The 25,014-nt window shown below is 66.9% G+C and carries 20 protein-coding genes; 12 read left to right on the plus strand and 8 right to left on the minus strand.

Annotation, left to right across the window (positions count from 1 at the left end):
• Nucleotides 1-540 carry a hypoxanthine phosphoribosyltransferase gene (gene hpt / locus DKT77_RS03225; RefSeq protein ID WP_109810297.1) on the minus strand — a complete coding sequence of 180 codons (540 nt, stop codon included), beginning with the start codon at nt 538-540 and terminating at the stop codon, nt 1-3.
• A gap of 70 nt (nt 541-610) precedes the next feature.
• Between hpt and DKT77_RS03230 the strand changes: the two genes are divergently transcribed.
• Entirely contained in the window at nt 611-1,081 is a 471-nt protein-coding gene (locus DKT77_RS03230; protein ID WP_109810298.1) for a type II toxin-antitoxin system RatA family toxin, read from the plus strand.
• Here the strand turns inward: DKT77_RS03230 and DKT77_RS03235 are convergent.
• From DKT77_RS03235 to DKT77_RS03245, 3 genes are read right to left on the minus strand one after another with little or no spacing between them, the layout of a single operon-like run.
• On the minus strand, nt 1,055-1,531 hold the full coding sequence (locus tag DKT77_RS03235; RefSeq protein WP_109810299.1) for a CinA family protein: 477 nt from the start codon (nt 1,529-1,531) through the stop codon (nt 1,055-1,057). The two genes, DKT77_RS03230 and DKT77_RS03235, sit on opposite strands and share 27 nt — an antisense overlap.
• Nucleotides 1,528-2,028, minus strand: a complete 501-nt coding sequence (locus DKT77_RS03240) for a phosphatidylglycerophosphatase A family protein (protein WP_109810300.1) — start codon at nt 2,026-2,028, stop codon at nt 1,528-1,530. Before DKT77_RS03240 ends, DKT77_RS03235 begins: the two co-directional genes overlap by 4 nt.
• The gene (locus DKT77_RS03245) at nt 2,025-3,188 is read right to left on the minus strand and encodes a bifunctional 2-C-methyl-D-erythritol 4-phosphate cytidylyltransferase/2-C-methyl-D-erythritol 2,4-cyclodiphosphate synthase (RefSeq protein ID WP_109810301.1); all 1,164 of its coding nucleotides are present in this window, start codon (nt 3,186-3,188) and stop codon (nt 2,025-2,027) included. The genes DKT77_RS03240 and DKT77_RS03245 overlap by 4 nt, the downstream gene beginning before the upstream one ends.
• 241 nt (nt 3,189-3,429) lie before the next feature.
• Here DKT77_RS03245 and dusB point away from each other — a divergent pair, with 241 nt between their 5' ends.
• From dusB to hflX, 9 genes are all read left to right on the plus strand, one after another.
• Nucleotides 3,430-4,359: a tRNA dihydrouridine synthase DusB gene (gene dusB, locus DKT77_RS03250; protein WP_238547662.1), complete on the plus strand. Its 930-nt coding sequence runs from the start codon at nt 3,430-3,432 to the stop codon at nt 4,357-4,359.
• Nucleotides 4,356-5,441 carry a two-component system sensor histidine kinase NtrB gene (locus DKT77_RS03255; protein ID WP_109810303.1) on the plus strand — a complete coding sequence of 362 codons (1,086 nt, stop codon included), beginning with the start codon at nt 4,356-4,358 and terminating at the stop codon, nt 5,439-5,441. The genes dusB and DKT77_RS03255 overlap by 4 nt, the downstream gene beginning before the upstream one ends.
• Entirely contained in the window at nt 5,441-6,808 is a 1,368-nt protein-coding gene (locus tag DKT77_RS03260; protein WP_109810304.1) for a response regulator, read from the plus strand. Before DKT77_RS03255 ends, DKT77_RS03260 begins: the two co-directional genes overlap by 1 nt.
• Before the next feature lie 82 nt (nt 6,809-6,890).
• Entirely contained in the window at nt 6,891-9,146 is a 2,256-nt protein-coding gene (locus tag DKT77_RS03265) for a sensor histidine kinase NtrY-like (RefSeq protein ID WP_109810305.1), read from the plus strand.
• Nucleotides 9,147-9,177: 31 nt separating this feature from the next.
• A complete protein-coding gene (ntrX, locus tag DKT77_RS03270) occupies nt 9,178-10,599 on the plus strand; it encodes a nitrogen assimilation response regulator NtrX (protein ID WP_109810306.1) in 1,422 nt (473 codons plus the stop codon).
• A 112-nt stretch (nt 10,600-10,711) separates the two neighbouring features.
• A complete protein-coding gene (gene trkA, locus DKT77_RS03275) occupies nt 10,712-12,091 on the plus strand; it encodes a Trk system potassium transporter TrkA (RefSeq protein WP_109810307.1) in 1,380 nt (459 codons plus the stop codon).
• Nucleotides 12,078-13,649 carry a TrkH family potassium uptake protein gene (locus DKT77_RS03280; protein WP_238547655.1) on the plus strand — a complete coding sequence of 524 codons (1,572 nt, stop codon included), beginning with the start codon at nt 12,078-12,080 and terminating at the stop codon, nt 13,647-13,649. The genes trkA and DKT77_RS03280 overlap by 14 nt, the downstream gene beginning before the upstream one ends.
• Nucleotides 13,650-13,793: 144 nt before the next feature.
• On the plus strand, nt 13,794-14,027 hold the full coding sequence (hfq, locus tag DKT77_RS03285) for an RNA chaperone Hfq (RefSeq protein ID WP_086053174.1): 234 nt from the start codon (nt 13,794-13,796) through the stop codon (nt 14,025-14,027).
• Between the two features lie 8 nt (nt 14,028-14,035).
• Nucleotides 14,036-15,310, plus strand: coding sequence for a GTPase HflX (hflX, locus tag DKT77_RS03290; RefSeq protein ID WP_420798288.1), 1,275 nt, complete (start codon nt 14,036-14,038; stop codon nt 15,308-15,310).
• Between the two features lie 30 nt (nt 15,311-15,340).
• Here the strand turns inward: hflX and DKT77_RS03295 are convergent, their stop codons facing one another.
• The 3 genes from DKT77_RS03295 to hemB form a co-directional block, all read right to left on the minus strand.
• Nucleotides 15,341-17,824: a penicillin acylase family protein gene (locus DKT77_RS03295; protein ID WP_109810310.1), complete on the minus strand. Its 2,484-nt coding sequence runs from the start codon at nt 17,822-17,824 to the stop codon at nt 15,341-15,343.
• A gap of 36 nt (nt 17,825-17,860) precedes the next feature.
• Nucleotides 17,861-18,406, minus strand: a complete 546-nt coding sequence (locus DKT77_RS03300) for a lipid-binding SYLF domain-containing protein (protein ID WP_109810311.1) — start codon at nt 18,404-18,406, stop codon at nt 17,861-17,863.
• 137 nt (nt 18,407-18,543) lie between these two features.
• Entirely contained in the window at nt 18,544-19,548 is a 1,005-nt protein-coding gene (gene hemB, locus DKT77_RS03305; RefSeq protein WP_420798285.1) for a porphobilinogen synthase, read from the minus strand.
• A gap of 128 nt (nt 19,549-19,676) precedes the next feature.
• On the opposite strand from hemB, the gene DKT77_RS03310 reads away from it, so the two are divergent.
• Together DKT77_RS03310 and mfd are read left to right on the plus strand one after the other, a co-directional pair.
• The gene (locus tag DKT77_RS03310) at nt 19,677-20,192 is read left to right on the plus strand and encodes a hypothetical protein (protein ID WP_109810313.1); all 516 of its coding nucleotides are present in this window, start codon (nt 19,677-19,679) and stop codon (nt 20,190-20,192) included.
• 84 nt (nt 20,193-20,276) lie between these two features.
• Nucleotides 20,277-23,723 (plus strand): transcription-repair coupling factor, encoded by a 3,447-nt coding sequence (mfd, locus tag DKT77_RS03315; protein WP_109810314.1) that lies wholly within the window; start codon nt 20,277-20,279, stop codon nt 23,721-23,723.
• A gap of 164 nt (nt 23,724-23,887) precedes the next feature.
• On the opposite strand, the gene DKT77_RS03320 is transcribed toward mfd, so the two are convergent.
• Complete coding sequence (locus DKT77_RS03320) at nt 23,888-24,988, minus strand: ligase-associated DNA damage response exonuclease (RefSeq protein WP_109810315.1); 1,101 nt, start codon at nt 24,986-24,988, stop codon at nt 23,888-23,890.
• Between the last annotated feature and the right edge of the window lie 26 nt (nt 24,989-25,014).

Here is a 25,014-nt window from a genome sequence, read left to right on the forward strand (position 1 = left end):
CTAGTCGGTGAACCGAACCTTGCCGATGTGGTCGAGGTTGCGGTTGCGCTGCGCGTAATCGATGCCGTAGCCGACGACGAATTCGTCCGGGATCTCGAACCCTATCCAGTCGGCCCGGAAATCGACCTCGCGGCGCGCGGGCTTGTCGAGAAGGGCGATGGCCCGAAGGCTGGCCGGCGCCCGCGCCTGTAGCAGAGCGACCACATGGCTGAGCGTGAAGCCGGTATCCACGAGGTCCTCGACCACCAGCACGTGCCGGCCCGCGATTTCGCCCGACAGATCCTTGACGATCCGCACCTCGCGCGAGGACACCATCGCGTTGCCGTAGGACGACGCCTCAATGAAATCGACTTCGATATCCATCTGCAACTCGCGCACCAGATCGGCGATGAAGATGAACGATCCGCGCAGCAGGCCGACGACGACCAGCTTGTCGACGCCCGCGTAATGCCTCTCGATCTCGCGTGACAGGGCCTCGATCCGCGCGGCGATGGACTTTGCCGAGATGAGCTGGTCGATGACATACGGTCGGTCTGACATATCGTCCCCTTGATTTTGCAGCCCGACTTTAAGATATGAGCGCCCACTGTCTCGCGACAAAAGGACCGACATGCCGAGCCACGCGGAACATCGCAAGATGCCATACAGCGCCGACCAGATGTACGATCTGGTCGCGGATGTGGACTCCTACCCGCAATTCCTGCCCTGGTGCGCCGCCGCGCGCATCCGGTCGCGCACCGAGAAGGGCGACCGCGAGGTGATGGATGCGGACCTCGTCATCAGCTTCAAGGTGTTCCGCGAACGCTTCGGAAGCCGGGTGACGCTGTGGACCGACCGCAGCCGCATCGACACCGAATACCTCGACGGCCCGTTCCGTTACCTGAAGTCGAAATGGCTGTTCACTCCGGCCGAGGATGGAGGGTGCATCGTCGATTTCGATGTCGATTTCGAATTCCGCAACCGGATGCTGCAAGGGGTGATCGGGCTGGTGTTCAACGAAGCGATGCACCGCATCGTGCATGCTTTCGAAAAGCGGGCCGCCGCGCTTTACGGCTCAGGCGCCGCCAAGATGCGCGAGTAGCAGCCGAAGGGCATGGGCGACGGTCGCCTCGCGCACCGCGCCGCGCCCCAGCGGGCCGAAGTCGACCGTTTCCGTGCGTGTCGCGCAGCCCCGCGACGCCAGCCCGAAGCAGACCCGGCCTTCCGGTTTCCCGGCGCTGCCTCCGCCGGGCCCAGCGATACCCGTGACAGATACTGCGACCGCCGCGTCCGACCGGGCCAGCGCGCCCTCGGCCATCTCTCGCGCGACCGGCTCCGACACCGCGCCATGCGCCGCAAGGGTCGCCCCGCTGACGCCCAGTATCTGCTGCTTGGCCGCGTTGGTATAGGTGATGAAGCCGCGGTCGAAAATCGCGGACGACCCCGGAATATCGGTGATTGCGCCGCCGATCAGCCCGCCGGTGCAGCTTTCGGCAGTGGCCAGCATGACGCCCCGCGCGCGCGCGGCGTCCAGAACGGCCTGCGCGCTCATGCGCCCAGAACTCCGTGCGCCACGAAGGCGGCTGCTGCGACGCCAAGCGCGGCCATCAGCCCCGCGATCACATCGTCGAGCATGACGCCTGCCGCGCCGGGCTGCCGGTCTGCCCAACCCACCGGGCCTGGCTTCCAGATATCGAACAGGCGGAACAGAACGAAGGCGCCAACCCAGCCCGGCCAGGGAAAGACCCACGGGTCGGCCCCCGCGTGCCACAGCCCGCCTGACAGCGGCATCAGTGCGATCCAGATGCCCACGGCCTCGTCGATGACGATCTCGCCGGGGTCATGCGCGCCGGTCGCGCGTTCCTCAGCACGCGCGGCCCACCAGCCAAGCCCGAGCGCGACGAGCGTGCCCAGCACCAGAAGCGGAAACCCGCCCGCCACATGCAGCGCGTAGCCCGCGGGCAGGGCGGCAGCGCTGCCCCATGTGCCCGGGGCTGGGCGCAGCAGGCCGACATAGCCCAGCGTGGCGATGGCGCGGCTGGCCCTCATGGCGCCAGAAGCGTCGCGGTGGCCAGCGCCGCGATCCCTTCGCCCCGCCCGGTGAAGCCCAGCCGTTCCGACGTTGTGGCCTTCACGCTGATGCGGTCGTCCGTCAGCCCCATTATGCGCGCCAGTTCGGCCTGCATGGCGGTCGCGTGGGGTCCGATCTTGGGCAACTCGCAGACCAGCGTGCAATCGACATTGCTTATGGTAAAGCCGCGCGCGGCGGCCAGGTCCACCGCGTGGCGCAGGAAGATGTCCGATGCCGCGCCTTTCCAGCGCGGATCGGAGGGCGGGAAGTGCCGCCCTATATCGCCTTCGGCCAGAGCGCCGTAGATCGCATCGGTTATCGCGTGCATTCCCACATCCGCGTCCGAATGCCCGTCCAGCGCGTGAATGTGCGGCACGCGCACGCCGCACAGGACCACATGGTCGCCGTCGCGGAACCGATGCACGTCGAACCCGTTGCCAAGGCGAATGTCCATGCTCTTTCGTGCCTCGCCGCGCCGCGCCAGCAGCGCCTCGGCCCGGGCGAAATCGCCGGGCAGGGTGATCTTGATGTTGTCCTCATCCCCTTCGACGATGGCGACGTCAAGCCCCGCGGCCAGTGCCACCGCCACATCGTCCGCAGCGCCCCCGGGATGTGCGGCATGGGCGGCGACGATCGCGTCCAGCGCGAAGCCCTGCGGTGTCTGCGCGCGGAACAGCCCCGCGCGATCCTGCAGTCCGGCTACCGCACCGTCTGCGCCGCGCCACAGCGCATCGGTCACCGCCAGCGCGGGGGCGGCACCGGGCGCGCGGTCAAGCCCGGCCAGCACGCGGTCGATCAGCGCGGCTGCCACCAGCGGTCTTGCCGCGTCGTGGATCAGTACGCGGGTGGTGCCGGGTGCAACGGCGTCGAGCCCGGCGCGCACCGACGCGTCGCGTGTCGCGCCGCCGGTCACGCAGCGCAGCGCACAGCCTTCGGGCACATCGATCATCGCCGTGAACAGATCGGCGTCATCAGGATGCAGCACCACGACAAGTTGCGCGACACGCGGGTGCGCGGCAAGCGCAGCCAATGTGCAGCCCAGCACGGTCTTCCCGCCAAGCGGCTGATATTGTTTCGGGGTTTGCCCGCCTGCACGGGTGCCTCGCCCGGCGGCCACGACGATGGCTGCAACCGTCATTCTGCTCTCCTTGTTGTGCCATTCGGTTTATGGCCTGCCCCCGCCGGTGACAATGCGGTGCAGGCCGCATGTCACTTTGCACAAAAAGTATGCAAACGGTGTTTTTGGGGCGAATTCGCCTTGCGGGAGCTTTGCGCCTGTCGGAGTTACTCTCTACCAGTTGATAAAGCGCATAAGGTTTGAGCAAGTGACCATTCACGTGGCAGGAATTCACATCGTGCCTCCGGTGCTGCTGGCACCGATGGCCGGAATCACAGATCTGCCCTTCCGCAAGCTGGTCGCGCGGTTCGGGGCCGGACTTGTCGTGAGCGAGATGATCGCCAGCCAGGAAATGGTGCAAGCGCGCCGCGGCACTCGAGAAAAGGCCGAGCTCGACGGCGGTGCGGGCCTGTCGGCGGTGCAACTGGCCGGGCGCGACCCTTACTGGATCGCCGAAGCCGCTCGCATGGCCGAAGCGATGGGGGCGCGGCTGATCGACATCAACATGGGCTGCCCGGCCAAGAAGGTCGTGGGCGGGCTGTCCGGATCGGCGTTGATGCGCGAGCCGGACCACGCGCTGCGCCTGATCGAGGCGGTTGTTGGCGCGGTCTCGGTGCCCGTGACGCTGAAAACCCGGCTTGGCTGGGATGCGAACAGCCTGAATGCCGCCGTGCTGGCGCACCGGGCGCAACAGGCCGGTGTGCGGATGGTCACGGTCCACGGGCGCACGCGGTGCCAGTTCTACAAGGGGCGGGCCGACTGGTCGGCCATCGCCCCTGTTGTGCGGATGCTGGACGTGCCGGTCGTTGCCAATGGCGACGTCGTCACGCCGCGGGATGCGCGCACGGCGCTGGCCCAGTCTGGCGCAGCAGGCGTGATGATCGGGCGCGGCGCGCAGGGGCGCCCGTGGCAGCCCGCACTGGTTGCCGCGGCGCTCTATGGGACGCCTGCACCGGTGGTGCCGCGCGGCGCCGCGCTGGCCGATCTCGTCATGGCGCATCATGCCGGGATGCTTGAATTTTACGGACGCGATCTGGGGCAGCGCGTCGCGCGCAAGCACTTGGGGTGGTACATGGATCATGCGGCGACGCCGCCCGCGCTGCGCCGCGAGGTGTTGACCGCGCCGGACCCGGCTACGGTGCACCGCCTGCTGCCGCTGGCGCTGGCGGAACGCGAGAGGTTCGCGGCATGAGCGATCCGCGCTGGGGAGAAACGCTTTGGGCTTCGTTGCCGGTGCCGGCCCTTCTGCTCGAACGGGACGACAGCATCGCCGACATCACGCCGGCGGCCGAGTTCTTCCTGAATACATCGGCCAAGTCGCTGCGCGGCAAGCCGGTATGGGACAAGCTTATGGTTGCCGCCCCGCTGGAACAGGCCTTTGCCCGCGTGCGGCGCGACCGGGCGGACCTGTTCATCAACGACGTGGACGTAGGGAGCGGTAACCGCCCGCCGGTACAGTGCAACATCCAGATCGGGCTTCTGTCGGACCAGTCTGGCCGCGTGCTCGTGATGTTCGAACCGCGCCAGATCGCCGACCGCATGGACCGCGCCAATTCGGTCAAGGCCGCCGCGAAATCGGCGATAGGCATGGCCGAGATGCTGGCGCACGAGATCAAGAACCCGCTGGCGGGCATCGCGGGGGCGGCGCAGCTTCTTGCAATGGGCTTGTCAGGCGAGGACCGCGAGTTGACCGACCTCATCGTCGGCGAGACGCGGCGCATTTCCAAGCTGCTTGAACAGGTGGAGCAGTTCGGCAATCTCAGCCCACCGCAGCGCAAGGTGGTCAATGTGCACGACCTGCTGGACCGGGCGCGCAAGTCGGCCGCACTCGGTGTCGCCGCGCGCATGAAGATCGTGGAGAATTACGACCCGTCGCTGCCCAACACCTATGTCGACGGCGACCAGATGCTGCAGGTGTTCCAGAACCTGATGAAGAACGCGGCCGAGGCGGCCGATGCCACGTCGGGCGGGGTCATCACGATCCACACGTTCTATGACGTGTCGCTGCGGCTGCGCAAACGGGACGGGTCCGACGCGCCGCTGCCGCTGCAGGTCGAGATCATCGACGACGGACCGGGCCTGCCGCCCGAGATCGCCGACGACATCTTCGATCCGTTCGTGTCAGGGCGCGAGAACGGCACCGGCCTTGGGCTCGCGCTCGTATCGAAGATCATTTCCGAACATGACGGTTGGATCGGTGTGGAAAGCGTGCCTGGGCGCACCGTGTTCCGCATCTCGCTGCCCGTCGCACCCAAAGATCTGGAGGATACCTGATGGACGGCACAGTCCTTGTCGCCGATGACGACCGCACGATCCGCACCGTGCTGACGCAGGCACTCACGCGGGCCGGCTGCAAGGTGCACGCCACGTCCTCGCTGATGACGCTGATGCGCTGGGTGGAAGAAGGCAAGGGTGACCTGGTGATCTCGGATGTGATCATGCCTGACGGCAACGGGCTCGAGACGCTGCCGAAGATCAGCGCGGAGCGGCCGGGGCTGCCGGTGATCGTGATCTCGGCCCAGAACACAATCATGACGGCGATCCAGGCCGCCGAGGCGGATGCCTTCGACTACCTGCCCAAGCCGTTCGACCTGCCGGACCTGATGAAGCGCGCCTCGCGCGCGCTGGAGGTCAAGCGCCGTGCGCCCAGCCCACGAAAGGGCGCGCCCGAGGCCGAGTCGGACGAGTTGCCGCTGGTCGGGCGCACGCCGGCCATGCAGGCGCTCTACCGGCTTGTGGCACGGGTGATGAACACCGAGCTTCCGGTCATGATCACGGGCGAAAGCGGTACCGGCAAGTCGCTGATCGCGCGCGCGATCCACGATTTCTCGGATCGGCGCACGATGCCGTTCGTCGTGGCCTCGGCGGCCGATCTTGCCGGTGTCGACGGGCCCGCGAACCTGATCGCGCGGGCGCGCGGCGGCTCGGTGCTGTTCGACGAGGTGGGCGATTTCGACGCTGACACGCAGGCCCGCATCGTGAGGATGCTGGACAGTTTCGGGGACCATTCGCCGCGCGTGATGGCCAGTTCGCAAAACGACCTGTCAGACCGGATCGACGACGGCGCGTTCCGGCAGGACCTGTTCTACCGCCTGTCGGGCGTCGTGATCGCGGTGCCCGCGCTGCGCGAACGGGTGGACGATATCCCGCTGCTGGCGGAGCATTTCCTGGCACGGGCAGAACGCGAAGGCGCCCCGGCACGGCGCTTCAGCGACCCGGCGATGGAGATGATCCGATCCTACAGCTGGCCGGGCAACGTGCGCCAACTTGGAAATACGGTGAGGCGTCTTGTGGTGACCAGCCCGGAGGACGAGATCACGAAAAGCGACGTGGATCACGTGCTCGGCAACCAGCCGGCGATGGAGCCGCTGGGCGGACGGCCCGACGGAGACAAGCTGTCGGCGTCGGTTGGGGCGCATCTGCGGCGCTATTTCGACCTGCATGGCGGCGTGCTGCCGCCGCCGGGCCTGTACCAGCGGATCCTGCGCGAGGTGGAAACCCCGCTGATCGAGATCGCGCTGGACGCCACGGGCGGCAACCAGGCGAAGTGCGCCGATCTGCTGGGAATCAACCGGAACACGCTGCGCAAGAAGATCACCGAACTGGATATCCGCGTGACACGCCGCCGAAAGTTGATGTAAACCGGCCACAGGGCGTTGCCCTTTTGCCGCAGGTTGCGCCCGTCCGTTCGGGTCCGCAACCCCATCAGCCTTGAGGAGCTTCATGCGCGCACAGCTTGGGCAGGAGGCGATGTCCCGTCTGGTCGGCTTCGGTCAACGGCGCCGCGTGCAGACCCTTGGCACCCTTGCGCTCGTGGGGCTTGGCCCGCTTCTGGTAGCGGCAACCTTCGCGGTGCTTGGCCCGATGCAGATCGAGGCATCGGTGCTGTCTCTGCGGCTGGTGCTGCTGTCGGACCTTGTCTACATCCTGGTGTTGTCCACGCTGGTGCTGATGCGCATCGCGCGCATGATCGCGGCGCGGCGTGCCAAGTCGGCCGGATCGCGCCTGCACCTGCGGCTGACCGGCGTGTTCGCGCTGGTCGCCTTGGTGCCGACGGTGCTGGTTGCTGTCTTCGCAGGGCTGACCGTCAATGTCGGGCTGGAAGGCTGGTTCTCGGAACGGGTGCGCGGCGTGGTCGGCGCATCGCTGGCGGCGGCGGAAGCCTATGAGAGCGAACAGCAGCAGGACCTGACCGAGGATACCCGCGCGCTCGCCCGCTTGCTGAACGCGCAGCAGCGTCGCACCTTTCTGATGAGCGACGGGGATTTCCGGCAGATCCTCGGGCAGGGGCAGGCGCAGATCCAGCGCGGCCTGAAAGAGGCTTATGTCATCGACGGCAATGCCGAGATCCGGGCGCGCGGCGAGGGATCCTATCTTTTCTACTATGAACCGCCCACGCGCAGCGAACTGGCGCGCGCGTCGGCCGGCGAAGTGGTGATCCGCAAGGACTGGGACAACAACGAGTTCCGCGCGCTTGCCGCGCTCGATGCCTTCGTGGATCGTTACCTGCTGGTGTCCCGCGCGGTGGACGGAGACCTTTTGAACCTGCTGGACGACACCCAGCAGACCGCGACGCTGTACCAGCAGCTTGAGCGCGACCGGGGGCGGATGCTGTTTGAATTCGGCCTGCTGTATCTCGGTTTCGCGGTGATGCTGATCCTTGCGTCGATCTGGCTGGGTCTGTGGTTTGCGGAACGGCTGGCGCGGCCGGTCGGCCGACTGGCCGGCGCGGCGCAGCGCGTCGGCGATGGCGATCTGGAAGTTCAGGTCCGCGAGGAACGCGGCGACGACGAGATCGCCGTGCTGGGCCGCGTGTTCAACCAGATGATCCTGCAACTGCGCGGCCAGCGCCAGACGCTGCTGGACGCAAACCGCCAGATCGAGAGCCGCCGCCGCCTGTTCGACAGCGTTCTGTCCTCCGTCACGGCGGGGGTGATGGGCCTCGACGCGTCTGGCCGCGTCGATTTCATCAATACCTCGGGGCTGCGACTGCTTGCCCTGCAGGACGGGCAGGGGCCGGGCGTGCTGATGGGCGAACTCGTGCCGGAATTCAACGGCCTGCTGGACCGTCTGCGCACCGGTGGCGACACGACAGTACAGCAGGAAATCAAGCTCAGCCGTGACGGGGTGCAGGACATCCTGCTGGTCCGCATGGGGATGCGCATGGGTCGCGACGGCGCACTGGAAGGTTTCGTGGTGGCCTTCGACGACGTGACCGACCTCGTGTCCGCGCAGCGGATGGCGGCTTGGGGCGACGTGGCGCGCCGCATCGCCCATGAGATCAAGAACCCGCTCACCCCGATCCAGCTGTCCGCCGAACGCATCCGCCGCAAGTTCGGCCCGCTTGTCGGCGACGAGGTGGAGAAGCTGGACCAGTTGACCGGCGTCATCGTGCGCCAGACCGGCGATCTGCGCCGGATCGTGGACGAATTCTCCAAATTCGCGCGGATGCCCGAACCGGAAACGCGGCAGGGCGACCTGTCCAAGCTTGTGGCCGACGCGGTGTTCCTGCAATCGACCGGTGTTCAGGACGTCACCGTGACAGCCGATCTGCCCGAGGCGCCGATCATGGCCGAGTTCGACGCGACGCTGATGTCGCAGGCTGTGATCAACCTGGTCAAGAACGCGATCGAGGCCGCACAGTCGCGGCTGCCGGATGAGGACGGGGGCAACCGCGATGCCGACGGCGGTGCGCAGGTCCGGGTGACACTGGTGCAGCGCAGTCGCGTCATCCGGCTGACGGTCGACGATACCGGCCCGGGCTTTCCGCCTGACCGCGCCCGGCTGTTCGAACCTTACGTCACGACGCGCGACCGCGGAACCGGTCTTGGGCTTCCCATTGTCAAGAAGATCGTGGAGGAACATGGCGGGCGCATCAAGCTCGAGGCGGCGCCTGATCTTGCGGGCGACGGGCATCGCGGCGCGCGCGTGTCGGTGACGCTACCGCGCGCCGAAAGCGGGTTGCGGGCGGCGGAATGACCCCGAACAAGAAACGGCAGGCAGGCAGTTCATGACAGATATCCTGATCGTCGACGATGAACGCGACATTCGCGAACTCATCTCGGACATCCTCGAGGACGAGGGCTTCACCACTCATCTGGCGGGCACGTCCGACGAGTGCATGACGGCGTTGCAGGGCGCGCTGCCCAAGCTCATGATCCTGGATATCTGGCTCAAGGACAGCGAGATGGACGGGATCGACATTCTCAAGAAGGTCAAGCGCGACACGCCCGAGATCCCGGTGGTCATCATCTCTGGGCACGGCAACATCGAAATCGCGGTCGCCGCGATCAAGCAGGGGGCCTATGATTTCATCGAGAAGCCGTTCAACATCGACCAGCTTCTGGTGGTGATCCGGCGCGCGATGGAAACCTCGCGCCTGCGCCGCGAGAACAGCGAGTTGCGCCGACAGGACGTTGGAACCGGCGATCTTGTCGGATCAAGTGCGCCCTTCAAGCTGCTGAAAACGCAGCTTGAGAAGGTCGCGAAGACCAACAGCCGCGTGATGCTTCAGGGCCCGCCCGGTGCGGGCAAGGAAATGGTCGCACGCTACATCCACAGCCATTCGGCGCGGGCGGGCGCGGGCTTCGTCGCGCTCAACTGCGGCTCGGTCTCTCCGGACCGGATGGAGCATCTGCTGTTTGGCCGCGAGACCGCGGGGCAGCAGGTGGAACCCGGCGTGCTGGAACAGGCCGACCAGGGCACGCTCTACCTGGACGAGGTGGCGGACCTGCCGGTGGACACGCAGGCGCGCGTTCTCCGGGTGCTGGTGGACCAACAGTTCAGCCGGGTCGGCGGCGCGAACCGGATCAAGGTGGACGTGCGGATCATATCTGGCAGTTCGCGCGATCTGGACGCCGAGATCGCGGCCGGCCGCTTTCGGCAGGAGTTGTTCCACCGCCTGGCCGTGGTGCCGGTCGAGGTGCCCGGCCTCGATGACCGGCGTGCCGATATTCCCGAGATCGCCGAGCACCTGATCGCCCAGTTCCACAAGGCCGAGGGGCTTCCGCTGCGCCCATTGGGTGAAGAGGCTGCGGCGACGCTGCAATCCATGCACTGGCCGGGCAACGTGCGGCAGTTGCGCAACGTGATCGAACGTGTGCTGATACTCGGGCCCGACGGCGGCGAGATCGAGGCGCGGGAATTGCCCAGCACCGACCCGGTGGACGAGAACGGCGACCGCGTGGTGCTGTCCGCCGCAATCGCACGCCTGCCACTGCGCGAGGCGCGCGAGCTTTTTGAACGCGAGTACCTGCTGACCCAGATCAACCGCTTCGGCGGCAACATCTCGCGCACCGCCAGTTTCGTGGGGATGGAACGGTCGGCCTTGCACCGCAAGCTGAAATCCTTGAATGTCGTAACATCCAGCCGGGCCGGTGGCCGCGTGGCGAGTTTCGAAGACGACCGCGAAGACACCCAAGCCGATGACTGATTGCGCACCGACATCACGCCCGCTGCCGACCCATGCCGCCCCTGCGCCCTGGCCGCCACGGCGTGCCCGGCGGACAGGGGCTGCACACCAGCCCCAGACCGGAGCCTGAGCCATGAAGATCATCGTCTGCGGCGCCGGCCAGGTCGGCTGGCAGATCGCCCGGCACCTGTCGGGCGAACGCAATGACGTCACGGTGGTGGACAGCAACGAGGATCTCGTGCGCCGCGCCACCGATATCCTCGACGTGCAGGGCGTGACCGGGTTCGCCTCATATCCCGACGTGCTGGAACGCGCCGGGGCCGAGGATGCGGACATGATCATCGCCGCCACCCACGCGGACGAGGTGAACATGGTCACCTGTCAGGTCGCCCATTCCATATTCGGGGTGCGACGCAAAATCGCGCGCCTGCGCTCGCGCAGCTATCTCGATGCGATCGTGTCCGACCTCTACCGGCGCGACCATCTGCCGATCGATGTGGTGATCAGTCCCGAACAGGCCGTGGCGGAAGCGGCCTTGCAGCGGCTGTCGGCGCCGGTGACCTTCGATATCGAAAGCTTTCTCGACAACCAGGCGCAGCTGATGGGCCTGCATCTGGACGACGACTGCCCGGTGCTGAACACGCCGCTGCGCCAGTTGACCGACCTGTTCTCGACCCTGCGCGCGCAGGTGGTGGGGGTGCGCCGTGACGACACTCTGTTCACGCCGGGCGCGCAGGACCAGCTGTTCGCGGGCGATCAGATCTACGTATTCTGTCACAGCGACGACATGGACCGCACGCTGGAGATCTTCGGCAAGGCGCGCACCCGGCAGAAGCGCGTCGTCATAGTCGGGGGGGGAAATGTCGGGCTGGCGGTGGCGCAGGCGCTGGAAAAGCGAGTCGAACACCGGGTGCGGGTCAAGGTGATCGAGAAGAACCGCGCGGTGGCCGAACGCGCCGCCGAGGCGTTGGAAAGGACCATCGTGCTGAACGGCGACGGGCTGGACAGCGACCTGCTGGGCGAGGCGGGAATTTCCAAGGCCGACGCGATCCTGTGCGTGACCGATGACGACAAGACGAACTTGCTGACCTCGGTTCGGGCCAAGTCGCTGGACTGCCCGATGGCGATCAGTCTGGTGAACGATCCCGCGCTCATTCCGTTGATGGGGCCGCTGTCCATCGATGCCTATATCAACCCGCGCGCCACGACCGTCAGTTCCATTCTGCGCCACGTGCGGCACGGGCGGGTGCGCGACGTCTATTCGATCGGCGACGGCGAGGCCGAGGTGCTGGAGGCGGTCGTTCTGAAGACCGCGCAGATGACCGGGAAGCAGGTACGGGACATCGACTTTCCCGAAGGCGTCCTGATGGGGCCGGTGAACAAGCGCGGCCGCATCATCATCCCCACCGCTGACACCCGTGTGGAGGAGGGCGATATCGTCACCTTCTTCGCGCTGTCGCCCGAAGTGCCGCAGATCGAGCGGCTTCTGCAGGTCTCGATTGACTATTTCTGACCCCGACAGACGGCCGCCGCGCCGCCGCACGGGCAGCTCCTCGCGCCCGCAATGGTACGACCGCGTCCCGCTGATGGTACTGACGGCGGCGGTGGGGGCGGTGCTGATGACGGTGCCCGCGATCTATGCGGGCGTTGCGGGCGAACACGATGCCGGTCGGCCCTTCCTTTACGGCGCCATCGTGTTCACGGTGCTGACCTTGCTGGTCGGGCTGTCGATCGCCACGCGTCCGGTGGACCGCAGCGCGCGGGGGCAGCTTCTGTCGCTGCTGGCAACCTACCTGGCGCTGCCGCTGATGCTTGCCGCGCCGCTTTACGAGGCTGTGCCGGACCTCAGCTATGTCGATGCCTGGTTCGAGATGGTGTCGAGCCTGACGACCACCGGCGCCACCGTGTTTGCCCAGCCTGCGCGCGTGCCGGACACGGTGCACCTGTGGCGGGCGCTGGTGGGCTGGTACGGCGGTTTCATGATCTGGGTGGCGGCCATCGCGATCCTTGCGCCGGTGCGCGTCGGTGGGTTCGAGCTTGTTCTGGCCTCGGTCAAGCTGGGCGGCGACGGGGTCCGCGCGCGAACCCCGCAGGCCGAATTCCCGATCCGACGGATCTGGCGCTTTGCCCGCGCGCTCGGGCCGATCTACGGGGTGTTGACGCTGCTGGTCTGGCTGGCGCTGCTGGTCGCGGGCGAAGAACCGTTCGTGGCCGCCTGTCACGCGATGTCCTCGCTTGCGTCCTCGGGCATTTCGCCGCTGCTGAGCCTGCAGGAAAGCGCGGCCAGCCATTGGGGCGAGGCGGTTTTGCTGGTGGCAATGGTCTTTGCACTAAGCCGGTCGACCTTCGCGCGCGACATGCCCTCGCCGATCGGTCGGCGTTGGTGGCAGGACCCGGAATTCCGCATCGCCGCTGCGCTGCTGGTGGCGGTGCCGGCGCTGATTTTCGCGCATCACTGGGTCAGCCTCTACGATGTGGGCGGAAGCGCACCCAACCCGCTGCGCAGCCTGTGGGGATCGGTTTTCATGACCATGTCCTTCCTGACGACGAACGGCTTCATCTCGGCCGAATGGGAAGTGGCGCGGAACTGGTCGGGCATCACGACACCGGGCCTGATCCTGCTGGGCCTTGCAATGGTCGGTGGCGGCGTGGCGACCACGGCAGGCGGGGTGAAACTGCTGCGGGTCTATGTCCTGTACCGACATGGCAAGTTCGAAAGTGCCCGGCTGGTGCATCCGCGCCTGACCGCCGGGCCGGGCCACCGCGCCCGCCGCTTCCGGATCGAGGCGGCCTATACCGCCTGGCTGTCCTTCATGCTGTTCGCGCTCAGCTTCACCTTCGTGGTGTTGTCCCTTTCGTTGACCGGCATTACCTTCGAGACGAACGTGATTTTGACCACGGCGGCGCTGACCAATGCCGGGCCACTGACCGTGGTGGCGGGCACCGCGCCCATTCCGCTGGCCGGGCTTGGCGCGACGGCGCAGACTGTGCTGGCTGTGGCGATGGTCTTGGGTCGGCTGGAAACGCTGGCGATCATCGCGCTTCTGAACCCTGAATTCTGGCGCGCCTGACCACGGTGCAAAAATGCTGCAGCTGCGAAATTTCTGGCGCGTCGCTTCCAAAGTGCTGGAAAACAATGGCACTTGCATCCAGCTTCAAGGCGCTATTGAATGGTATGGGGTGACCATGCCGCGAATAAGAAAAAGGTTAACGAAATGGCAAGCGACCGGCAAAACCTTCAGGACGCCTTTCTGAACCACGTCAGAAAGACAAAGGTTCCCGTCACCATTTTCCTGATCAACGGCGTGAAACTTCAGGGTGTCATCACCTGGTTCGACAATTTCTGCGTGCTGCTGCGCCGTGACGGTCAATCGCAGCTTGTGTACAAGCATGCGATTTCCACGATCATGCCCAGCCAGCCCATCAGCCTGTACGAGGGCGAAGACTGACCGATACGATCTCGCGCGAACCCAGCCCGACGCGGGCATGGGTCCTGCACCCCGACCTAATGCCAAGCGATGCCCGTCGCGCGCCCGCCTATGCTCTGCAGGAGGCGGTTGCGCTCGCATCTGCCTTGCCTGGACTGGAGGTCGCGGGCTCGGACATCGTGCGCCTGCCCAATCCTCGCCCTGCAACGCTGTTCGGCCCCGGTAAAGTCGATGAACTCGGCGCGCTGATCGAGGCGCAGGAGGTGGAACTGGTGCTGGTGGACGGCCCGCTCACCCCGGTGCAGCAGCGCAACCTTGAGCGCGCCTGGAAGGTGAAGATCCTCGACCGGACCGGGCTGATCCTTGAAATCTTCTCGGACCGCGCACGCACCCGCGAAGGTGTGCTTCAGGTCGAAATGGCCGCGCTCAGTTACCAGCGCACGCGCCTCGTGAGGGCCTGGACGCACCTTGAACGCCAGCGCGGCGGGCTCGGTTTCGTCGGCGGCCCCGGCGAGACCCAGATCGAGGCGGACCGGCGCGCCATCGACGAGCAACTCGTGCGCCTGCGGCGGCAGCTTGACAAGGTGGTGCGCACCCGTGATCTGCACCGCGCCGCGCGGGCGCGGGTGCCGTTCCCGATCGTTGCGCTCGTCGGCTACACGAACGCGGGAAAGTCCACGCTGTTCAACCACGTCACCGGCGCCGAGGTGCTGGCCAAGGACATGCTGTTCGCCACGCTGGACCCGACCATGCGCGCGATCGAGTTGCCGCGCGGCGGACCGAAGGTGATCCTGTCGGACACGGTGGGCTTCATTTCGGCTCTGCCGACGCAACTTGTCGCCGCGTTCCGCGCCACGCTTGAAGAGGTCCTGAGCGCTGATCTGATCGTGCATGTGCGCGATATCGCAGACCCGGAAACCGAAGCCCAGGCCGAGGACGTTAACGAGATCCTGACCAGTCTCGGCGTGCAGCAGGACACTCCCCAGATCGAGGTCTGGAACAAGGCCGACCTGCTGTCCGAAGAGGCGGCCGCGGCCCTGCGTGCGCAGGCCGATCGGCGCGAGGATGTGCATGTCACCTCTGCCGTGACCGGCGAGGGTATCGCGCCGCTTCTGGACGACATCGCGGCGCGGGTTTCGGAAAGCGTGCAGGACCAGACATTGCACCTGCCGCATTCGGACGGGCGGCGCCGGGCGTGGCTGTTCGAACAGGGCGTGGTGCAGGCCGAACACCAGGACGAGGATGGCGTGCGGCTTGACGTGCGCTGGAGCGACCGGCAGCAGAAGCGGTTCCGCGACCTCTGAGTCTTGGCCGGAAGCAGCCGCGTCACGTGGTCAGGGGCGCGGCTCCAGCACCGTGATGCCGACGGCCCCGGCCTCGGCCAGCGCAGGGTCGAGCGACATTGGAATATATTCTCCGCGACGCCAGCGTTCCCCAAGGTTGTCGTAAAAACGCGAGAACGGGTGCCCGGACTGCCCGGTCGAGATCACGAAGACCGAACTGTCGGGATCGGCCATGTCGTAGACCCCGCGATACGCCGCGCCATGTACGTTGGCGAACGGCATCGGCCCGCGTCCGGCGGTCCGCCCGCGCATGAGCGTGTGATCGCCCCCGCCGGTTGCATAGCGGATGTTGACCAGCCAGCCGAGCCCTGCCACGTCGCCCAGAACCTCATGATCCATCTGCGCCATGTGCGCCTCGCCCCAGTTGAGGCTTTCCAGCGTGCCGCCGAAGGTCTCGTCGATCCAGACCAGCGCATCATCGAGCGCGAGCCGCGACATCTGAACGCAATCTTCCGTCTCTGCCGACTGAACCACGTCGCACCACGCCGCCGCGCCGTCCACGTCGCGCAGCACCCTTTCCAAGAACAGCGGGTCGGGATGGGCGAATTCGGCGGCCAGCGGCGCGCCCAGTTCGTCCGTGATCAGCCGCCGGTTCAGCGCCCTGACCCACGCCGCATAGATCAGCGGTTCCGCTCGGTGGGCGTTCATCTCGCCGTTCCAGCCCGCCAGCAGATCCAGCGCGTCGCGCCGCCGCCGTTCGGTCGTGCCCTGCGGAGCGGCCTCTCCGGTGAACCACAGATCGCGGCCCATCAGCGGCAGCAGCGTGCGCGCGGCTGGGCTCACCGCGTCGAGTTGCGTTTCCACGAAGCTGTCGCGGCTGTGCACGGGCCTGTCCTGCATCAGCGACTGCCAGCGTGTGATGCGCTGGCTGTCGCCCCAGCTATGGCTGATATGCAGCGGGAAGGGCCGTTCGATCAGCTTGTTGTTGGTGTTGCCGATGATGCCGCTTTCCGGGTCCTCGAAGCGCGGATTCAGATCATATGAAAAGGTGCCCTGCCAGTGGTTCTCGGCGCGCCAGCCGGGGCTGGGCAGCCGCCCCAGCGAGTTGTGCATGGCCGACCGCCGGGGCATCGCACCGATCATCTGCAGCGCGATATGGTCGCGGTCCACCAGCATAAGGTTCTGGGCCGGGGCGACATGGCGTTCCATCGCCGCGATGCCGGTCGCGACGTCGGGCGCGCGCATCAGTGCCATCGCCGCCGACATCGACGTGTCCTGCGCGCTCAGCACGGTCCAGGCGATCGATGGAACATGACCGTCGGGAGTGACATGGGCCAGCCCGAAACTGTCCGTCGGCAGCACCGGGCCCCGATCGGTCCAGCGCAGCCGCAGTGTGACTGGCGCGGCGTCCTTGACCCGCACGACACTGCTCTCGGTGCGGAACGGCACATATTCGCCCGACGGGGTCAGGTAACGGGCCGGATCCTCCGGATCGAGCCGTTCCAGATACACGTCGAGATCGTCGAGATACGCGGTGGTCAGCCCCCAGGCGAGCCGGTCGCTGCGCCCGGCAAGGACCACGGGCAGGCCGGGGATCGTGCCGCCGATCACGCCACCGTCCTGCAAGCCGATATGCGCAAGATACCAGATCGACGGCGCGGTCAGACCGAGATGCGGGTCGTTGGCCAGCAGTGTGCCGCCCGTCGTGCTGCGCGCGGGCACGGCGGCCCAGACGTTGGACGCGCCCGCGAAGGCCGCGCGCTTGAACGGCGAGAGCGGATCATCGCGGAAATCGGGGCCCGCCGCCTCCGCCACGGCGCTGCGGCGCAGGGCAGCGTCGTCGCGCCAGCCCGGGTCGGGCAGCGCGGCGATCCCGTCGCCGGGCACGTCGGGCATAAGGTCGCGCAGCCGTTCCGGCGGCAGGGCCAGAGCGGCGCGCGCTCGGGTCACCTCGCGGTCGAGATGAGAGGACAGCTGCAACCCCATCAGCTTGATGATGGCAAGGCTGTCGGCGGGCTGCCAGGGGGCGATCTGCGCATCGAACAGGAAGAACTCGGGCGCGCCGCGCCCCAGCGCGTTTTCGTTCACCGTAGCGAGCCAGGTGTTGACCCCGGCGGAATACGCCTCAAGCGCGGCGCGGGTCGAGGCATCCTGCACCTCAAGCGAGCGGGACGCGAGGCGATAGAGGTCGAATCGGCGGAGCGTCTCGTCGATCTTCAGGGTGCGCGCGCCGAACAGTTCCGACAGCCGACCCTGCGCGGTGCGGCGCAACATGGTCATCTGCCACAGCCGGTCCTGCGCATGAACGAAGCCCAGCCCGAAGAAGCTGTCCTCGTCCGTTGCGCCGAACACATGCGGAACGCCCGCAGTGTCGCGCACGATGCGCACCGGCGCGGTGACGCCCGCGACGGTGTAGCTTGCATCGTAGTCGGGCAGCGAGCGCGAGACGAGATAATAGGCCAGCCCCAGCCCGATGCCAGTCACGACCAGCAGCGCCGTGACCAGCCGCAGCATCCAGCGGAACACCTGTGTCATCGCCGCTCCCTCCCGTCGCGGTCCGGCCCGCCGCGGCTAGCGCAGGATGCGGGTGTATTTCGTGCCCTGGATCGTCGCCCCGGCCATCAGGCCCTGCCGGGCGAACAGGAAGGCCACCGAACTGTTCTGCGTCAGCGTATTCGCGGCAAGGCCCGCGCCGTTCTGTCCGCCTGTCAGTTCCGCTGCGGCGCCGCCGGTCCAGCCCGGTGAAGTGCGGAAGCGGCGAAGCGCGGTGGGGGTCAGGAAGAAGATCACATAGGCGAATTGCTGCGCGCCGATCTGGAAGCCGATGCTGCCTTGCGTGGCGGAATAGTATTCTACCGTCACGCCGTCGATCTGCAGCGCCCCCTCGCCATAGCTGCCGCCGACGATGAACCCGGCCTGGCCGATCATCGGCATGACCAGCTTGCCGATCGCCTTGTCGCGCAGTTGCAGCGTTTCGGGATAGGTCGCGTACATGTAGGACAGGGCGTTCTCGACGCGGCGGTCGATGACCTCGGCGCCGGTTGAACCCTGCGAGGTATCGCAGGCTGCGAGCGCGACCGCGCCCAGCACCAGCCCGCGGCGGGTGAATTGTGTCATGCTCTCGTGCCTCTTGCTGTGGCCTGTCGTGGCCGGATCGGCGCCTGTGCCTGCGCCTTGTGCGGGCAGATTACCCGCGCCGCGCCGCGGTGTCATGCCCTGTCGGCGCAGATGTGATCGCGGCGGCGGCGGACCGCCTAACGGGCGTTCAGCAGCGCGGCAGCGCGGGGCGCGAAGTAGGTCAGGATGCCGTTGCAGCCCGCGCGTTTGAAGGCCAGAAGGCTTTCCATCATCACGATCTCGCCGTCGATCCAGCCATTGGCGGCGGCGGCCTCGATCATCGCGTATTCGCCCGATACCTGGTAGGCGAATGTGGGTACTTCGAACATGTCCTGAACCCGGCGGCAGATGTCGAGATAAGCCATGCCGGGCTTGACCATCACCATGTCAGCGCCCTCGTCTAGGTCGCGGGCGATCATGCGCATTGCCTCGTCGCTGTTGGCCGGATCCATCTGGTAGGTCTTCTTGTCGCCCTTTAGCGCCCCCGATGCGCCCACCGCATCGCGGAACGGGCCGTAGAACCCCGAGGCGTATTTCGCGGCATAACTCATGATCGTGACGTCGGTATGGCCGGCAGCCTCCAACGCGTCGCGCATCGCGCCGATGCGCCCGTCCATCATGTCCGACGGGCCGAGGATATCGGCACCCGCCTCGGCCTGGGCCAGCGCCATGCGCACCAGCGCCGCGACGCTTTCGTCGTTCACGATCACGCCGTCCCGCACGATTCCGTCATGCCCGTTGGAATTGTAGGGATCGAGCGCGACATCGGTCATGACTGCGACCTCCGGAACCTCGGCCTTGATCGCGCGGATCGCCCGATTGCTCAGGTTGTCGGGGTTCCATGCCTCTTCACAGTTGTCGGTCTTCAAGGCGGGATCGGTATAGGGGAACAGGCACAGCGCCGGGATGCCCAGATCGCGCGCCTGCCGCGCCGCCTGAACCGCATTGTCCAGCGACAGCCGGTTCACCCCCGGCATCGACGTCACGGGTTCGGTCACGTTTTCGCCGTCGCGCAGGAAAATGGGCCAGATCAGATCCTCGGAGGTGAGGGCGCATTCGCGGACAAGGCCGCGCAGGGCGGGCGTTCGGCGAACCCGGCGGGGGCGCTGGCGAAGGAACTGGGCATGTGACATGGCTGGCATCCGTATTTTGCAGGGCATGGGTGCCACGACTGGCCCGGCTTCTCAAGATGCGGCGTCCGGGGCTGGGCATTTGGTCGCCGGGACGCTAGCAGTTGGTCAGGCAGGGCAGACGGCGGTGAGGCGCGGGCGTGGCGACAACAATCTGGGACCTGATCGACATGGGGTCGTTCTCCAGCCTGTGGTACTGGCTGTTCCTCGGTGTGTTCTGGGCGCGGATCATGCAGGCGCCGATGGGCGTGCCGGTGGACCTCGTGCGCCGCGCGCAGGAGGGCAGCACGCAGGCCCAGAGCGACCTTCAGGCGCTCAGCGGGGTGCGCATCGGCCACGAGATGGACATCGCGGCGTCCTCGGCGCGGCTGTGGCGCGCGGGGGGCTGGGCCTTCGTGCTCGGGGTGCTGACCGGGCTTGCACTTCTATACCGGCTCGAACTGGCCGAGGCGGGGCTTGCGCTGCTGGCGCCCTTCGCCGGAGTGCGCGCGCTTGAGGCGCGGGCGGCGCGGCGCATGGCTGACGTGCCCGACATGCCCGCGCTGGTGCGCGCGCACACGGTGCTAAGGCGGCAGGTTCAAGGCATCGGGATCGTCGCGGTGTTCCTTACGACGATCCACGGGATGCTCCGGTTGCTGGCCGAAGCGATGTTCTGAAGGCTTGACACCCGGTCACGCGCGCGTAGGTCAGCACCTCGCGCGTCGGGCGCGGGGCATTCGGCACGGCAGGAGGCGGCGGTCATGGCGCAGGGCAAATCGGGCAGTGTGGTCGTCGGTGGCGCACCCGAAGGCTTCGACGCGCAGCTGGTCCTGCGCGAGGTGGACCGCGCGGGCGGGCCTGTGGTGCACGTGGCGCGCGACGACAAGCGGCTGGAGGCGATGCGCGCCGCGCTCGCCTTTCATGCGCCCGGCATGCCGGTGATGACCTTCCCGGCCTGGGACTGTCTGCCGTATGACCGCGTCTCGCCCAATGCCGACATCTCGGCCGCGCGCATGGCCACGCTGGCCGCGCTGGTGCATGGCGCGCCGTCCCGCTTTGTGCTGCTGACCACCATCAATGCCGCGACGCAGTTTGTGCCCGCGCGGGACGTGCTGCGCGAGGCGGCCTTCGGGGCCCGCGTCGGCGACCGCGTGGACGAGGCCGCGTTGCGTGGCTTCCTGGTTCGGATGGGCTTCACGCAGGCACCGTCCGTGACCGAACCGGGCGACTACGCCATACGGGGCGGGATCATCGACATCTTTCCGCCGGGTGATGGCGGGCCGGTGCGACTGGACCTGTTCGGCGACGTGCTGGACGGCGCGCGCCGTTTCGACCCCGGCACGCAGCGCACCACCGAAAAGCTCGACGTGATCGAACTGGCCCCAGTGTCGGAAATCATCCTCGACGAGGCCGCCATCACCCGCTTCCGCCAGAACTACCGGCTGGAATTCGGCGCTGCGGGGCGGGATGATCCGCTTTACGAGGCGGTCAGCGCCGGGCGCAAGCACCAGGGCGTGGAACACTGGCTGCCCTTCTTCCACAAGCGGCTGGAAACCCTGTTCGACTTTTTGCCGGATGCGCCCGTTACGCTGGACGACCAGACCGCGCCGACGCGGCAGGCACGTTGGGACAGCATCGCCGACCAGTACGATACACGCCGCGAGGCGATGACCGCGAAGGGCCGGATCGACAGCGTCTATAAACCGTGTCCGCCGGGGCTTCTCTATCTTGACGATAGCGCGTGGGAGGCGGCCGTCGCCGGGCGCCGCGTAGTTCAGTTCCATCCGCTGCCGCAGCCCACCGGGCCGGGCGTGGTCGATGCGGGGGGGCGGATCGGGCGCGATTTCCTGCCAGAACGGCAGCAAAGGGAGATAAGCCTTTTCAAGACGTTGGCCGACCATGTTCAGGAAAGGCGCAAGGACAGCGCCGTGGTGATTGCCAGCTATTCGGATGGTGCCCGTGAACGGCTAAAGGGGCTGATCGCCGACGAGGGTCTTGAGGATGTAAAGGAAATCAGAGATTTCCGTGATGTTCCTGATGTGCCGGGCGGGCTGTTTCTTGCGATCTGGGGGCTGGAGCATGGCTTCGTCGCGGACGGACTGACCGTGATCTCGGAACAGGACGTTCTGGGCGACCGACTGGTGCGCAGCACCAAGCGCAAGCGCCGGGCCGAGAATTTCCTGACAGAAGCGCAAAGCCTCAGCCCCGGCGATCTGGTGGTGCATGTGGATCACGGCGTCGGGCGGTACACCGGGCTCGAGGTCGTGACCGCCATGGGGGCGGCCCACGAATGTGTCGCGCTGGAATACGCGGGCGGCGACCGGTTGTTCCTGCCGGTCGAGAACATCGAACTTCTGTCACGCTTCGGGCACGAGGAGGGGCTTCTCGACAAGCTGGGCGGAGGCGCGTGGCAGGCCAAGAAGGCCCGCCTGAAGGAGCGCATAAAGGAGATTGCCGACCGTCTGATCCGCATCGCCGCCGAACGTGCCCTGCGGCGCGCGCCGATCATGGAGCCGCCCGAGGGAATGTGGGACGCGTTCTGCGCGCGCTTTCCCTATGCCGAGACCGACGATCAGCTGAATGCGATCAACGACACGCTGAGGGACATGGCCAGCGGCCAGCCGATGGACCGGCTGATCTGCGGCGACGTGGGCTTCGGCAAGACCGAAGTGGCGTTGCGTGCGGCGTTTGTGGCGGCCATGTCGGGCACGCAGGTCGCCGTGATCGCGCCCACTACGCTGCTGGCGCGCCAGCACGCGCAGGAGTTCCGCGAGCGGTTCCGCGGCTTCCCGCTTGAGGTGCGGCACCTGTCGCGCTTCGTGTCCGCGAAGGAGGCTGCGTCGACCCGCGCCGGACTGGCAGATGGCACGGTCGATATCGTGATCGGCACCCATGCACTGCTGGCCAAGACCGTGAAGTTCCGCAACCTCGGGATGCTGGTGATCGACGAGGAGCAGCGGTTCGGCGTGAACCACAAGGAAAAGCTGAAGGCGCTGCGCACGGATGTGCATGTTCTGACGCTGACGGCGACGCCGATTCCGCGCACGTTGCAACTGTCGCTGTCCGGGGTGCGCGAGCTTTCCATCATCGGCACGCCGCCGGTCGACCGGCTGGCGATCCGAACCTATGTGAGCGAATTCGACAGCGTGACGGCGCGGGAGGCACTGCTGCGCGAGCATTACCGGGGTGGGCAGTCCTTCATCGTGGTGCCGCGCATCAAGGACCTGCCCGAGATCGAGGATTTCCTGCGCGATCAGGTGCCCGAGGTCAGCTATGTCGTGGCGCATGGGCAGATGGCGGCAGGAGAACTCGATGACCGCATGAACGCTTTCTACGACGGCAAATACGACGTGCTTCTGGCGACGACGATCGTGGAGTCCGGGCTTGATATCCCGACCGCGAACACGATGATCATTCACCGCGCCGACATGTTCGGGCTGTCGCAACTCTACCAGATTCGCGGCCGGGTGGGTCGGTCAAAGACCCGCGCCTATGCCTACCTGATGACAAAGCCGCGCGCGCCGCTGACACCGGCGGCCGAGAAACGGTTGCGCGTGCTGGGTGCGCTGGACAGTCTTGGTGCGGGATTTACGCTGGCTTCTCAGGACCTTGATATAAGGGGGGCGGGCAACCTGATCGGCGAGGAACAGTCGGGCCAGATGCGCGAGGTCGGTTACGAACTCTACCAGACCATGCTTGAAGAAGCGGTGTCCAAGATCCGCGCGGGCGAACTGGAGGGCCTGACCGACGATGACGGCCAATGGGCGCCGCAGATCAATCTTGGGGTGCCGGTGCTGATCCCCGAAGACTACGTTCCCGATCTCGACACGCGGTTGGGCCTTTACCGTCGCCTGTCGTCGCTGACGAGCAAGGTGGAACTGGAAGGCTTCGCGGCCGAACTGATCGACCGATTTGGAAAATTACCGAAGGAAGTCAATACACTGCTCTTGGTAATCCGGATCAAGGCGGAATGCAAGCGGGCAGGGATCGCGCGTCTTGACGCCGGCCCGAAAGGCGCGACGATCCAGTTTCACAACGACAAGTTTCCCAATCCGCAGGGGCTGGTGGAGTTCATCCGGGCGCAGGACGGGCTGGCTAAAGTCAGGGACAACAAGATCGTGGTGCGGCGCGACTGGTCCCGCGAGGCGGACAAGATCAAGGGTGCCTTCGCCATCGCCCGCGACCTGTCGGGTCATGCCAGAACCTGAAAGCGCGCGCCGAAGGCCAGAAGGAGTCGTGTAGGGGTTCGTAGGAGGCTTGCGCCGGTGCGGCGCGGACTTCGCGTGTCATGCGGCGGCAGAAGGGCCGTGGCCGGTGCTCGGTTTCTGAATGCCGCGGGCGGTCGCGTGGCTGGGCGGGCAGGCGGTTCGGGTCAGTCCCGCGCCGCGATCCTGCCCGCCCCGCCGGGCGCCGCCGTGCCGGAGCCATCGGCCGACGGGTCCGCTTGCGCTTGCGCGGGTTCGGGCGTTTCGGCCGCGTCGGCGTCCGCGGTGCCGAATTCGGTCTGCACCGGCCGGGCGTCGATGCCGCTCGAGGCAAGCCAGCGTGCGAACACGTCGGTGTAACCGTGAGTGGCGAACACCCGCTCCGCACCGGTTGCTGCGACGGCGCGGTTCAGCCCGTCCCAGTCGGCATGGTCCGAGATCACGAATTCCCGGTCGGCCCCGCGCCGCCGCCGCACGCCGCGCAGCGCCATCCAGCCCGAGGCGAAGGCCGTGGACACCGGCCCGTAGCGTTTCAGCCATGTGCCCGCCATAGCCGAAGGCGGGGTCATCACCAGAGCGCCGGGATGGGACTTCGCCCCGGTGTCTGCGGTCGCGCGGATCGTAGGCGGCAGCGCAAGCCCCTGCGCGCGCAGAACGTCGGTCGTGTCCTCGATGCTGGAATGGCACAGGATCGGGCCCTGCGCCGGGTCCAGCAGCGACAGCAGCCGCTGCGCCTTGCCCAGAGAATAGGCCCCGAGCACGGCTGTGCGCCCCTGCGCCGCACAATCGCGCCACCAACCGGCGATCTGTGCCGCGATTTCAGCCTGTGGGCGCCAGCGGAACACCGGCAGCCCGAAGGTGCATTCGCTGATGAAGGCATGGCAGCGCACGGGTTCGAACGGCGTGCTGAGGCTGTCATTTTCCAGCTTGTAGTCGCCGGACACGACCCAGACCTGGCCCGCGACCTCAACCCGGATCTGGGCCGACCCGGGCACGTGCCCCGCCGGGTGGAACGACACCCGCGCGCCCCCGACGGTCAGCGAGGTGCCGTAGCGCACCGTATCCACCGCGATGTCCCCGAGCCGGTGGCGCAGCACGGGCGCGGCAATGTCGGTGGCCAGGTAGCTGCCATGGCCGAAGCGGGCGTGATCCGCGTGGCCATGGGTGATCAACGCGCGCGGCACCGGGCGCCACGGGTCGATGTGGAAGTCTCCGGCCGGGCAGTAGAGCCCGCGATCGGTGAAGTGCAGCGTGTCGTGCTGTGGCATCAGTCCCCTGATTTTCTGCCTTTTCG

This window comes from Meridianimarinicoccus roseus (assembly GCF_003172915.1).
Lineage (GTDB): Bacteria > Pseudomonadota > Alphaproteobacteria > Rhodobacterales > Rhodobacteraceae > Meridianimarinicoccus > Meridianimarinicoccus roseus.